Genomic DNA, 11,788 nt, shown 5'->3' on the forward strand with positions numbered 1-11,788 from the left:
CTACTGAGACGCCGTGCTCCTCGGGCGTCTCAGTAGAACTGTCACAACCGAGGTGGATGAGCCTCTCTGTGTCGCATCAATTGAGACGGGACAACCGTCCACCCGGCCGCGACCTTGCGCCACCGCTGCCGCTCGCCAGGCACTCTTCAAATCGTCTTGCGACCATTCTCCTCCACTGCCGGCCGTCATGATCTCGGGGATTTGTCGGCAATTCGGTGGGGCCAGAACCACGGCTGCGCCCGCCGCGTCCAAGATCTCATGGGGCATACCAGACGGCGAGGGATGGGCATCGTCATGGCAGCGGTCCTGCTGCTGGTCGTCTATGGCTGTTGCGTGCCGTGGGTGGCCCCGCTGCCTGCGCCCGCCAAGGCGGTCATGTCGGTCGAGGAGATCGCCGACCGGCTGAGAGGGCACCTGGATGCGGACAGCACTGTGGACTGGTACCGCGCCGGGTCGCTTCAGGGATCCTTTTTGTCGCAGTGCCGGCAGGAGGGAGGTGTGCGGAAACGGTCGTCGCTGCAGGGCGTGCCCGCCTACAGCGCGGAGTTGAAAGTGGCGGAACTGCCGGTGTCGCTGTCGGTGAGGTTCTGGCTCACTTCGCCCGGACAGGCGAACGGCCTGTTGGCGGCCGCTCGTCACGCGGCCGAGGTGTGCTCGCGCGACTCCGCCGACAGTAGCGTCGGCGCGTATGCCCGTGGCGGCTGGCGCGGCACCCTGCTGGCGACCGCCGGGCCGCACAGCTCCGACAGCGGCGACTGGGCCGTCGACGGTGTCGTCGTGGCCGCCCGCGGCTCCCTTCTGGCCGAGGTCTCGTGGTACTGGCCCACCGAGTACGGCGAAGGCCCGGACGCGGTCAGGGTGTCGCAAGGCGCCGCCGCCGTGGCGTCCGTGTTGGCCGCCGTTGGCGGCGGTCCGGAGGGGCAGGGCCCTGGGTCGACGGGGAGGACGGCCGCTCTGGCCGCCGCGCTGCCTCCGCCTTCGGCGTATGGGAAGAGCGTGACACTCTGGGACGGTGTGGGAGATCCCGACCTTACGTGCACGATCTCGCTGGATCGCAAGCACATGCCCTCTGCCGTGCCGGTACTCGCACGTACGCTCACGGGCCGGGTCACCGTGCGTGAAGTGGTGGCCGTCCTGCCGGACGAGGAGACGGCCGAGAGGGCGCGTCGTCTGCTGGTCACGCCGGAAGACGAGCTGAAGAGCTATGACGGGAGCATCTTCGTCGTACCGTGCAACAAGCAGGAGGACGGCCAGTACGTCAGGGTCCCGTACACGATCGAGCCTTTTACCCGCGGCCCTTGGACCGGAGAGCTGGCCAGCCTCGCCGTGCGTCGCTCCGGCCTGCCACCCGGCCCCACCTCCCGCGACTCTGTCGCGCACGTCGAGGTGGTCGTGCGGCGTGGGACCACGGTCGCTCACCTGACTTGGCAGGGCCCTGCGGGCAAGGATCTGGCGGCGGCAGTGCGCGAAGGTCGCGAGGCCGTCGCTCGCACCCTCGACCTCCTGTCCTGACCCTGTGACGAAGCGCGGGGATCCGCTTGTCGAGTACGTCGGCGCTGGAGCCCAGCGTCTCGTCTGCCGGATCGGCGCGCTCGATCTCGCGGGGCGGAGCAGTTGCGTCGGATCGCGGATCTCGTTCCGCTTGTCCGCAGACCGTGAGGGTGACGGCGAAGGCGAATCTGAGTACGTGTACTCAGGTTTCGTTCTGGTGGTCTTCGTAGGCTTCGATCATGTTGATGGGGCTGGTGACAGCGGTGATGGTGGCGGTGGTGGCCGGTGTGTGGCTGTGGCGGGCTGCTCCCCGGGTGCGCGGCAACGATCGCTGGGAGCTGGTGGCCGCTGAGCGGTCGGTCACGTACGGCAAGGTCGTCGCGACCGGTGAGCGTGAGGCGTGGGCCTTCGGCTGGGACATCCTCGGTGTTGCCGCCTGGGTCCCGGTGGCTGACGGGCCGCACCGGCCCACGGCCTTCCACTGGGACGGTGATCGCTGGAGGAAGAGTGACTTCCCTGTTGAGCTGGGGGATGTCGGCTCGGTGGCCGCGTCGGGTCCGTCCGATGTGTGGGTTCTGGCGGGCGGCTCCGTCGTGCGCTGGGACGGGCGTTCCTGGACGGTCGTGCGGAAGACGCCCGCGTCGGCGCTCGCCGTCGTCGCCGACGACGTGTGGGTGTTCGGTGACCGTAAGGCGTGGCGTTTCGACGGTGTCACCTGGTCGGAGCAGGAGGTGCCCTTCAGCGCTTTCCGGGTCGGCGCGCGTTCGGGTTCCGACATCTGGGTGCTCGACGGGGCCGGGCCTGGGGTGTTCCACTTCGACGGGGTGGGGTGGGCTCGCGTTGATCTGGCTGGGGTGTTGCCGAAGGCCCCGCCTCCGTCCGATGATTCGCCGCCCGATCCGGGGGGTCTGCGGCTGACCGCGGTCACCGCCGATCCGTCCGGGGTGTGGATCACTGGGGAGATCGGGGTGTCGTCGTTCCTGGTCTTCCAGACGGGTTCGGGCTGGCGGGCTGAGGACACCTCTGTGAAGGCCGGTCGTATGCTCCGTGGGCTGGCGCCGGTGCCTGATGGTGCGGGCGGTCACTGGTTCGCCGGTTCGTCCGACGCTTATGGCGATGATTCGGCTCTCGCGCACCGGGATTCCTCGGGCCGCTGGTCGAAGGTTCCGTCCGGTGGCGAACTGACCTCGTTGTCGGCTGTTGCCGGTGGCCCGCTGCTGGCCACGGGGCTGTTCGGCAAGGCTGGGGGTGTCTTCCGCGGTCTTGTGTGAGTGCCTGGTTCCGGGGTTCGCGGGTTGACGGATGGTTTGACGTTCTGTGGATTCGCTGTCCTTGGTGTGGTGCGTGGTTTTAGGGTGGGAGTTCTGCTATCGCGCCGCGAGAGGAGCAGCACGTGGGGAATCAGTCGGTGTTATGTCCGGTGTGTCAGGGGGTTCTGCCCGCTTCGGGTAAGGAGTCGTACACGCCGCTTCGGGGGCGGCTGATCGTGACGAACGGGTACTGCGAGGGCGGGTGCGCCGAGGCGGCCGAGCAGCAGGCCCGGCGTCAGGCGCAGGTGCAGGAGCAGCGGCGGATGGCTCGGTCGCAGGCCCCCTCCCCTGCTCCCGTTCCGATGCCGGGGCCCGCGACGGGGCCGGTGCCGGTGGTGGGTGCGGGGCGTGCGCCGTTGCGGGTGGCGCGCTGACGTCCTGGTGATGTTGACGGGGGTGGCCCGCGCAGGGGTGCGGGTCAGTGGTGGCCGTCGGTGGTGTGCCAGTAGTCGCGGGTCTGTACGGCGAGCCCGTCGGGGTCGAAGCGGGCGAAGACGCAGCCGGCGAGGGTGACGGCGCGGCCGTTGTCGTGGGCGTGGACCCGGAACTCGATGGCCGCCTGGTCGCCGTCGACGATGGGGGCGGCGAAGGTGACCTGGGGGTTGGTCTCGCCGGTGAAGGACCAGGTGATGTAGTCGGCGATGGCCTGCCTGCCCTGGTGTGAGGGGCGGAAGGGCATGCTGGTGTGGACGGCGTCGTCGCGGTAGAGGGCGGTGATGGCGGTGGTGTCGTGTCGGGTCCAGCCGTGCTGCCAGGTGTCGGCGAAGCGCTGGGCGGCTGCTCGGGTGTCCATGGGGTCCATTGTGGGGCCGGCTTCTGCCCGTCGGGGGGTGAACGGGCGCGGGCCTGCCCCTGGTGGGCTTATCGGGTGGTGGTGTAGGGGTGGGTGGCGGTGACGGCGGTGAGGGGCAGGGGGCCGTACAGGTGGGGGAAGCCGTTCTCGACGCGGATGTCGAGGCCGGTGGGGTCGATGTCGAGGATGAGCAGGGGCTGGGTGAGGTGGTGGTAGAAGGCGGTGTGGACGCCGTGGAGCTGGGCGAGGTCGCGGCTGCAGTGGATGAAGCCCTCTTGTTCGAGGGTGCGGCCGAGGGTGGAGACGCGGTACTCCCCCGCTTGCTGCGCGGCTTCCCAGTCGGTGCGCAGGGCGAGGTGGTGGATGGGGGCGGGGGCGGTCACGGGGTCCACTCGGTTTCGAGGATGGCGTAGATGGTTTCGCTGGTCCATTCGCCCTTGACGTACTCGTTGTCGACGAGGGTGGCCTCGCGGCGCATGCCGAGTTTCTCCAGGACGCGGGCGGAGGCGGTGTTGCGGTTGTCGAGGCGGCCGGTGATGCGGTGGAGGCCGAGCCCGGTGAAGCCGAGGGCGAGCATGGCGCGGGCGGCCTCGGTGGCGTAGCCGTGGCCGTGGTGGTCGGGGTGGAGGATGTAGCCGATCTCGCCTTGGCGGTTGTCGCGGTTGGTCCAGATGAGCAGGCAGTTGCCGATGAGCCGGCCGGTGGTGGCGAGGGTGACGGCCAGGTCGATGGCGTCGCCTTCTTCGGCGATGGCGGTGCGGGTGGTCTTCTTGTCGAGGAAGGTGCGGCTGGCGTCGCGGTCGCGGGTGCCCCAGTAGAGGTAGCGGGTGACGTCGGGGAGGGATTCGTAGGCGTTGACGGCGTCGAGGTCGTCGTGGGTGTAGGGGCGGAGGTGGAGGCGGGGGGTGATGATCGGGTAGCTGGGTTTGAGCACGGGGGCAGTGTAGGGAGTGGTCAGGTGGGTGGCAACGCGTTTTGCAGCGCGAGGGTGAGCAGGGCGCGGGCCTCGTCGAGGGGGCGTCGTTCGACGAGGTGCTCGAGCCAGAGGGCGCAGACGGTGGTGTAGAGCAGGCGCAGGCGGGGGTCGGTCTGCGGGAGGTGGAGGGTGTCGGCGAGGATGCGCAGGCAGCCGTCGCTCCAGCGGCGGGCGATGTGCTGGAGTACGGGGTCGCGGCCGGCGTGGACGTACAGCTCCCAGAGGCCGAGCTGGCGGGTGTGGTCGGCGGCGGCCACCTGGTCGATGAGGGCGGCGGGGCCGTGGCGGGTGATCCAGGCGCGGATGGTGGCGAGTTCGGTTTCGACGAGCTGGGCAAAGGCTTCGGCGAGGAGCTGGTCGCGTGAGGTGAAGTAGTAGGTGGTGGCGGCCAGGGGCAGGCGGGCGCGGTGGGCGACGGCTCGGTGGGTGACGGCGGCGAATCCGCCCTGGGTGAGCAGGTCGACGGCGGCGTTGAGGAGGGTGGCGCGGCGGTGCCTGCTGCGGGCCTGGGCGGGGGCGGCGCGGGGGTGTGCGGGGGGCTCGTGGTGTGGGTTCAGGTGTGGGTTCAATGGCCACCTGCGAGGTTGAGGACGACGACGCCGCCGATGATGAGCAGGATACCGCCGATCTTGAGGGGGGTGAGGGTCTCTCCCATGAAGGCGGCGCCGATGAGGGCGATGGCGGCGGTGCCCGCGCCTGACCAGACGGCGTAGGCGGTGCCCACGTCGAGCTGGAGTTTGAGTACCTGGGCGAGCAGGGCGAAGGAGGTGATGTAGCCGGCGGCGACGACGATGCTCCAGCCGAGGTGGGTGAAGCCGTTGCTGAGTTTGAGCGCGGAGGTGGCGAGGACTTCTGAGGCGATGGCGAGGGCGAGCAGGAGCCAGGCCATGGGGGTTCTCCCTGACTGGAAGTGGTACGGTCGTCCGGATTTTAGGGGGTTCTTCTCCCCGGCCGGATGGGCGGGGTGGCGGGAACTGCTTGAAAACCCAGTCGAATACGTGTTCCACTGGGGGGTGTGGGTTGGGACGCGCTTCCGCTTGTTGACGCCGCCGACGACCGCCCGCTGATCGAGCGGCGCGCGGTGGTGCGCGGCGATTTCTTCGAGCTGCAGGGCCCGCACGGTGATCGAGCGGGTGCCGCAGGCCGCGGGCGTCGCCCAGCAGTGGGCCGTCTCCCCCTACCGTGGCTGCGCCCATGCCTGCCGCGGCTGCGGCGCCCGGGCCGGGCATCGGCGTCTGGGGCTGGACGCGGGGCGTGATTTCGACACGCGGGTCGTGGTGCGCCCGAACGTGGTGGAGCGGCTGCGGGCCGAGCTGTCCCGCTGGGACGGCCAGGAGCTGGCGGTGGGCGTCGGCGGCGACTGCTACCAGCGGGCCGAGGAGACCTATCGGCTGATGCCCGGGGTGATCGGCGCGCTGGCCGACGCGGGCACGCCGTTCACGGTGTACACCAAGAGCGCGCTGGTGTTGCGGGACGCGCCGCTGCTGGCGCGGCCGGGGGCGCGGGTGGCGGTGTCGATCGCGTTCGTCGACGAGCGGATCCGGCGGGCGGTGGAGCCGGGGGCGCCGTCGGCGCAGGCGCGGCTGGAGCTGGTGTCGGCGCTGGTGGAGGCGGGTGTGGAGTGCCGGGTGCTGATGGCGCCGGTGCTGCCGTTGCTCAGTGACGCCGCCGATCAACTCGCGGCGACGGTGCGGCGGATCGCTTCCGCGGGGGTGGGGGCGGTGGAGCCGGTGGTGCTGCGGCTGCCGCCGGGGACGCGGGAGTGGTACGTGGAGTGGCTGGAGCGGGCGCATCCGCAGCTCGTGGGCCGCTACGAGGAGCTGTACGACCGGGCGGGGCTGCCGTCGCCCGGGTATGAGGGGCGCATCACGGGGCAGATCGAGCAGTTGTGCCGGGTGTACGGGATGGAGTGCGGGGCGCCGGCGGCCGGGCGGGGTGAGCCGCGGGCGGCGCAGCTCGCGCTGGTGTGACGGGTACGTCCCACCCGCTGTAGGTACCGGTATGGGGATATCCCCGGTTGTCGTGGGTGGCGTGGTGTGCGCAGGCTGAAAGTACACCGTCAACCTTGGGGGGAGGACCGACGTGGGAACCACCAGCCGGCCGGGGCACCGCGGGCCGTTCCGGCGTGCGCTGCGGCTGCCGTCGTGGAACACGTTCCTGGCCCTGGCCAGTCACCTTGCCGCCCGTGCCGGATGGACCGGCCGCGATCGGGCCGTGTCGTGGGTGCTGACGCGGCACCCGTCCGCGGTGCTGAGCGCCCGCGGGCTGATCGCGTCCCGGCTGTCGCACTGGGGGCTGAACGAGCACGCCGACACCGCCGCGCTGCTCGCGGCCGAACTCGTCGGAGACGCCGTACGCCGCGGCGCGGGCACCGTCCGGCTCACGATCGGGCTGGAGGACGGGCTGCTGCGCGGCGAGGTCGAGGGCGGCAATATCGACCGCAGTGTCGTCCACAGCGCCGACCACACTGCCGTTCAGGGGGCCGTCCAGAGGGCCGGCCGGGGCGGCGGCCCCGGGCGTGGCGCCGATCGCGGGATCGACAACAACCTCGGCTCCGACCTCGACAGTGATTCCAGCAGTGACTTCTTCAGTGACTTCGGCGGCGGCCCGGGCAGGGGCAAGGCCCGGGAGGGTGGCCGTCGGACGCAGGCGCGGCCGTGCCCGCCGCTGCTGGAGAGCCTGGCCTGCTGCTGGGGTGTGGCCGGTCAGGTGACCTGGTTCGAGTTGCCCACCGGTGGCCACGCGGACGTCCATCGCGAGCGCACGCGAGGCGCCGCCGGATGACTTGACCGGCCTGAGCCGTCTCAGCCGCCGGGTGAGTGCGCGGGAGGCGGCGGGGTCAGCGCCGCTCTCCTCTCGTCACCCGCCCGTCGGCGCACCCGTCGGCGTCGCACCCGTCCGCGCCGCGGGCGGCCGGTCGGCGTGCCCCGTTCACGTGCCCGCCGTCACCGCCCGGAGCGCTGCCCGGAGAGCCGCCCAAGGAGCTGTCCGCAGGGACGTCCGCAGGGACGTCGGTGGCCCGCTCGTCGCGGGCGTGGTCCCCCACCCACACCGCGATCTGCGCCCGCGAGTTGAACCCCAGCTTGGCCAGGATGTGCTCGATGTGTCCCTCGGCCGTCCGCCGCGCGATCACCAGGGCCGCCGCGATCTCCTTGTTCGTCAGCCCGCGCGCCACGAGCCCGGCGATCTCGTGTTCGCGCCGGGTCAGCACCGCGGCGCCGTCCCCGTCGCCGGGGCGCGTGCGCGAAGCCCGTACGCCGCCGGGGTCCTCCCCCAGCGCGTACGCCAGCGCCTCCCGCGGGCCGAGCGCGGCCCCGCGCCGCAGCGCCGTCTCGTAGGCCGCCTCCCCCAGCGCCTCCCGCGTACGTTCCCGGCACTCCTCGTGGTATCCGGCCAGATGCCCGAACCCCGACAGGGGCGCCCCCACCGCGCCCCACACCCCGCGCAGCACCCCCAGCAGGCGCGCGGCCCGCTGGAAGTCGCCGCGGGTGGCGGCGATCCACGCCAGTACCTCGATGGTGACGCCCGCCCCCAGCAGGTCGTCCAGCGACCGGTCGAAGGACAGGCTGCCGCGTTCCAGCTCGGTGGCGCGCGCCAGGTCTCCCTGCCGCCACATCTCCACCCCGAGCGCCGTCATCATGTAGGCCCGGTGCCAGCCCTCCCCGTGGGCGTCGCACAGCTCCAGGCACTCCTGTCCCGCCCGCACCGCCTCGTGCGAGCGGCCCAGGAACGAGTACGCCATCGACAGCCGGATCAGCGTCAGAGCGGCCGCCGCGGGGTCGCCGGTGCCGCGGTGGCGCTCCAGCGCCTGCCGGTACAGGTCGATCGCCTCCGGCGCCCGTCCCGCGCACATGGCGGCCATGCCGCGAAACAGCGCCACGTACCCGAGGATCGACGCGTCGCCCAGCCGCCGCCCGATCCGCTCGCTCTCCCGCAGCAGGCGGGTGGCGGCGGGCAGGTCGGCCTGGATGATCGCCAGCCAGGCCGCCGCCCACAGCGCCCGGCCGCGCAGCGGGGCCGGGTCGCGGGCGGGGCCGGGCACAGGGCCGGACACAGGGCTGGGCACGGTGGCCAGGGCTCGCTCCAGCCAGCCGCGCCCCTCACCCGGGTAATAACCGGTGATCCAGTGATACAGCAGATCCGTGGCCATGCTCAGGCTCTCCGCGGACGTCTCCCGCGACGCCAGCCCCGACTCCAGGGCGGTGCGCAGGTTGGCGTGCTCGGCCTGCAGGCGCCGCAGCCACCGAACCTGATCCGGACCGAACAGTTCCGCCCGAGCCCGGGCGGCCAGGTCGCGGTAATAACCTCGATGCCGCTCGCGCAGCGCAGCCCGCTCCCCCGGACCGGCCAGGCGCTCGGCCCCGTAGGCGCGCAGGGTCTCCAGCATCTGGTAGCGGACGCCGTCCGGATGGTCCTCGCGTATCAGCACGCACTTGTCCACCAGGGCGATCACCAGGTCCACGACGTCCTGGCGGGCGATCCCGTCGCCGGAGCAGACCGCCTCGGCCGCCTCCAGGTCCATCCCCCCGGCGAACACCGACGCGCGCTGCCACAGCAGCCTTTCCTCGTGTGAGCATAGGGCGTAACTCCAGTCGATCAGCGCCCGCAGCGTCTGGTGGCGGGGCAGCACGGCCCGCCTCCCGGCGCTGAGCAGGCGGAAACGGTCATCGAGGCGGTCCAGCAGTTGGTGGGCCGACAGTGCGCGCAGCCGTACCGCGGCCAGTTCGATCGCCAGGGGCAGGCCGTCGAGGCGGCGTACGATGTGGCACACCACCTCGCGGTTGTCGTCGGTGACGGCGAAGCCCGGGTGGGCGGCGCGGCCGCGTTCGGCGAACAGGCGCACCGACTCGCTCTGCAGGAAGCCGTCCAGTGAGGACGTGCGCGCGGTGCGGCAGTCGGGCAGGTTCAGCGGCGGCACCGGCAGTGACTGCTCTCCGGCGATGCCCAGCGCCTGCCTGCTGGTGGCCAGGATGCGCAGTTCGGGGGCCCGGCGCAGCAGGGTGTCGGCCAGGACGGCGCAGGCGTCCAGCAGGTGCTCGCAGTTGTCGAGGATGATCAGGACCTGTTTGTCGCGCAGGTGGCCGGTCAGCGCGGTCAGCGGCGGCCCGGCGCCGTCGCGGATCTCCAGCGCCTCGGCCACGGCGTCGGCCAGCACGTCGGGGCAGTCGAGGGCGCCGAGTTCGACCAGCCAGACGCCGTCGCGGAAGGCGCGGCGCACCTCCTGGCCGACGCGTACGGCCAGGCGGGTCTTGCCCACGCCGCCGGTGCCGGTCAGCGTCACCGCCCTGGACGCGCCCAGCAGTCGCCGGACCTCGGTCACCTCGTGCCGACGTCCGACGAAACTCGTCACCTCCGCCGGGAGGCCGCCCAGGCGGCCGCGGGAGGTGTGGGTCGTCACCGCTGTCATGGTGCCTCTTGGACGAGGTGCGCCGCCGTGCCACCGTGGCATGCCGGGCACCCGTCGTGCACCCAGGTTATGTCGCGTCCGGCCGGTGAGGATGCCCTGGTCAAGAAGCCACAGGAAGTTTTGACCATGCCATGGGGCGGGGGCGGGCCCGGCTTGGCACAGGCGGCTCGTCACCCCGGGGTTTGTCACCCGCGGCCCGGCGCACGGGACTCGTCACACGGGCTTTGTCACACAGGGCTCGTCACACAGGGCCGCGTGCCGAGGGTGGCCGGTCATGCGGGGAGCCCGGCACGGCGGGCGGGCCGTGCCGGGCTCGGGGAGGGGGAGCTCGGGGCGCACGACCGGGTCAGTCCGGGGGCGGGTCGTGCGCACCCCTTCAGCGTGCCCTCTCCCCCGCCCCGGGCAGGAGGGCGAAAATCCCCGCAGGGGTACCTGCTTTTCCCCCGGGTCAGGCCGGGAGGCCGCCGGCGGGGCGGACGGGCTGGCGCAGCACGGTGCGCGGGGACGGGTCGTCCAGCGGGGTCAGGTACACCTCGTGGTGCGGCCCGTTGGGCACCAGCGCCCGCTCGGCCATGAACGCCTCCATCAGCGCCAGCGACCGGTGCTCCTCGCTGAACGGCCCCTCGTGCAGCACCTCCACGCACTCCCCCTCGGTGAAGGACGTCACGCGTACCCGGTCGACGGCGGCCCCGGACGGCCGCGCCGCCTCGCGGGCGCGTTCCACCGCTCCGGGCGCGGGCGGCTGGGCGAGCGGCAGCAGGACGTGCCAGCGCCACCGCTCGCGCGGGACCTCCAGCGGGGGCCCGTCGTCCTCCACCCACCACAGCCCCTCCAGCGGCGCCGGGGGGCCGCCCATCGCCGAGGCCACCGTGTACAGGGCCCGGATCGCGCCGGTGTGCTCGTCGCCGCCCGGCGCGCCCGCCCCCGTCACGCTCAGGCACGTCACCGGCCCGTACGTGGCCAGCACAGGACTCATGTTCGCTCCTCCAAACCGATCATCACGTGTGTCACCAGTTCCTCCGGGCAGGTCACGGCCGGGTCGGACACGTACACCTCCCGGATCGGTCCCCGTGCCGTCTGCCGCCGCTCCGCGCACCAGGCCAGCACGGCGTGCACGGTCAGCGCCATCTGGTCGTAGGGGCCCACGTGGGTGGCGCGGGCGAACCGCCCGCCGGGCAGCACGTCCACCTCGCCCACCGCCTGCCGCGCCGTCTCCCCACCCGTCCGCGGCGGTTCAAGGGCGACCGCGACGTCGACCACCTCCTCCAGGTCGATCGGGAACAGCCCGACCAGCCGCACCGGGCCGGGGTCCGGGCCGGGGCCGGTGCGGGCGGCTGTGAGCCGCGCCACCGCGGCCGAGGTGGCCCTGGCGATGTCCTCGGTGCCCGCGGCGCACTCGCGCACCAGCACGACCCGCCGCGCCGGCTCCCGCACCACGCGTACGGGCGGAGCGGGCAGCCCGTGGGCCATCACCCGCTCCAGGACGCCGAGCGTGCGCCGCCTGCGGGCCAGCTCCTCCTCCAGCCCGTCGCGCACCCCCGCCAGCGCCGCCGCCGAACCGGCCAGCACCTGCCCGACCACGTCCAGCGGCACGTCCAGCGAGCGCAGCAGCCCGATCGACAGGGCCTGCCGCGCCTGCGAGGGCCGGTAGTAGCGGTAGCCGCTCTCCTCGTCCACGTACGCCGGCCGCAGCAGCCCCAGCTCGTCGTAGCGCCGCAACTGCTTCACGCTCAGGCGGCCCAGCCGGGCGAAGCGGCCGATCGGCAGCAGTTCCTCCTGCAGGGGCTCCTCGTCCATGGGCACCAGCATGG

Annotated in this window: 13 protein-coding genes; 5 read left to right on the forward strand and 8 right to left on the reverse strand. The window is 72.4% G+C overall.

Annotated features, from left to right (window positions below; genetic code table 11):
* The first annotated feature begins 282 nt into the window (after window positions 1-282).
* The 3 genes from ACZ6S0_RS46920 to ACZ6S0_RS46930 all read left to right on the forward strand — a co-directional run bounded on the left by ACZ6S0_RS46920 (window position 283) and on the right by ACZ6S0_RS46930 (window position 3,175).
* On the forward strand, window positions 283-1,512 hold the full coding sequence (locus ACZ6S0_RS46920; protein WP_465926502.1) for a hypothetical protein: 1,230 nt from the start codon (window positions 283-285) through the stop codon (window positions 1,510-1,512).
* A gap of 242 nt (window positions 1,513-1,754) precedes the next feature.
* Window positions 1,755-2,762 (forward strand): hypothetical protein, encoded by a 1,008-nt coding sequence (locus tag ACZ6S0_RS46925; protein WP_465926504.1) that lies wholly within the window; start codon window positions 1,755-1,757, stop codon window positions 2,760-2,762.
* 215 nt (window positions 2,763-2,977) lie between these two features.
* On the forward strand, window positions 2,978-3,175 hold the full coding sequence (locus tag ACZ6S0_RS46930; protein ID WP_465926506.1) for a hypothetical protein: 198 nt from the start codon (window positions 2,978-2,980) through the stop codon (window positions 3,173-3,175).
* Window positions 3,176-3,219: 44 nt separating this feature from the next.
* Here the strand turns inward: ACZ6S0_RS46930 and ACZ6S0_RS46935 are convergent, their stop codons facing one another.
* The 5 genes from ACZ6S0_RS46935 to ACZ6S0_RS46955 all read right to left on the reverse strand — a co-directional run bounded on the left by ACZ6S0_RS46935 (window position 3,220) and on the right by ACZ6S0_RS46955 (window position 5,459).
* A complete protein-coding gene (locus tag ACZ6S0_RS46935; RefSeq protein ID WP_465926508.1) occupies window positions 3,220-3,594 on the reverse strand; it encodes a nuclear transport factor 2 family protein in 375 nt (124 codons plus the stop codon).
* Window positions 3,595-3,662: 68 nt separating this feature from the next.
* On the reverse strand, window positions 3,663-3,977 hold the full coding sequence (locus ACZ6S0_RS46940; RefSeq protein WP_465926510.1) for a DUF952 domain-containing protein: 315 nt from the start codon (window positions 3,975-3,977) through the stop codon (window positions 3,663-3,665).
* A complete protein-coding gene (locus ACZ6S0_RS46945) occupies window positions 3,974-4,528 on the reverse strand; it encodes a GNAT family N-acetyltransferase (RefSeq protein WP_465926512.1) in 555 nt (184 codons plus the stop codon). The genes ACZ6S0_RS46940 and ACZ6S0_RS46945 overlap by 4 nt, the downstream gene beginning before the upstream one ends.
* A 20-nt stretch (window positions 4,529-4,548) precedes the next feature.
* Entirely contained in the window at window positions 4,549-5,139 is a 591-nt protein-coding gene (locus ACZ6S0_RS46950) for a TetR/AcrR family transcriptional regulator (RefSeq protein WP_465926514.1), read from the reverse strand.
* Entirely contained in the window at window positions 5,136-5,459 is a 324-nt protein-coding gene (locus tag ACZ6S0_RS46955; protein WP_465926516.1) for a DMT family transporter, read from the reverse strand. The genes ACZ6S0_RS46950 and ACZ6S0_RS46955 overlap by 4 nt, the downstream gene beginning before the upstream one ends.
* A 232-nt stretch (window positions 5,460-5,691) precedes the next feature.
* On the opposite strand from ACZ6S0_RS46955, the gene ACZ6S0_RS46960 reads away from it, so the two are divergent.
* Together ACZ6S0_RS46960 and ACZ6S0_RS46965 are read left to right on the forward strand one after the other, a co-directional pair.
* Window positions 5,692-6,540, forward strand: a complete 849-nt coding sequence (locus ACZ6S0_RS46960) for a radical SAM protein (RefSeq protein ID WP_465926518.1) — start codon at window positions 5,692-5,694, stop codon at window positions 6,538-6,540.
* 112 nt (window positions 6,541-6,652) lie between these two features.
* Window positions 6,653-7,354 carry a hypothetical protein gene (locus ACZ6S0_RS46965; RefSeq protein WP_465926520.1) on the forward strand — a complete coding sequence of 234 codons (702 nt, stop codon included), beginning with the start codon at window positions 6,653-6,655 and terminating at the stop codon, window positions 7,352-7,354.
* A 55-nt stretch (window positions 7,355-7,409) separates the two neighbouring features.
* Here the strand turns inward: ACZ6S0_RS46965 and ACZ6S0_RS46970 are convergent, their stop codons facing one another.
* From ACZ6S0_RS46970 to ACZ6S0_RS46980, 3 genes are all read right to left on the reverse strand, one after another.
* On the reverse strand, window positions 7,410-9,977 hold the full coding sequence (locus tag ACZ6S0_RS46970) for an ATP-binding protein (RefSeq protein WP_465926522.1): 2,568 nt from the start codon (window positions 9,975-9,977) through the stop codon (window positions 7,410-7,412).
* A 448-nt stretch (window positions 9,978-10,425) separates the two neighbouring features.
* Window positions 10,426-10,953 carry a hypothetical protein gene (locus ACZ6S0_RS46975; protein WP_465926524.1) on the reverse strand — a complete coding sequence of 176 codons (528 nt, stop codon included), beginning with the start codon at window positions 10,951-10,953 and terminating at the stop codon, window positions 10,426-10,428.
* Complete coding sequence (locus ACZ6S0_RS46980) at window positions 10,950-11,786, reverse strand: MerR family transcriptional regulator (protein ID WP_465926526.1); 837 nt, start codon at window positions 11,784-11,786, stop codon at window positions 10,950-10,952. Before ACZ6S0_RS46980 ends, ACZ6S0_RS46975 begins: the two co-directional genes overlap by 4 nt.
* Between the last annotated feature and the right edge of the window lie 2 nt (window positions 11,787-11,788).

This window comes from Nonomuraea sp. NPDC051298, assembly GCF_055586305.1.

Bases quoted from the DNA above. Each gene is read 5' to 3' on its own strand.
- ACZ6S0_RS46920 (WP_465926502.1), top strand. From the start codon at position 283: ATGGGCATCGTCATGGCAGCGGTCCTGCTGCTGGTCGTCTATGGCTGT.
- ACZ6S0_RS46935 (WP_465926508.1), bottom strand. From the start codon at position 3,594: ATGGACACCCGAGCAGCCGCCCAGCGCTTCGCCGACACCTGGCAGCAC.
- ACZ6S0_RS46955 (WP_465926516.1), bottom strand. From the start codon at position 5,459: ATGGCCTGGCTCCTGCTCGCCCTCGCCATCGCCTCAGAAGTCCTCGCC.
- ACZ6S0_RS46970 (WP_465926522.1), bottom strand. From the start codon at position 9,977: ATGACAGCGGTGACGACCCACACCTCCCGCGGCCGCCTGGGCGGCCTC.
- ACZ6S0_RS46975 (WP_465926524.1), bottom strand. From the start codon at position 10,953: ATGAGTCCTGTGCTGGCCACGTACGGGCCGGTGACGTGCCTGAGCGTG.
- ACZ6S0_RS46980 (WP_465926526.1), bottom strand. From the start codon at position 11,786: ATGCTGGTGCCCATGGACGAGGAGCCCCTGCAGGAGGAACTGCTGCCG.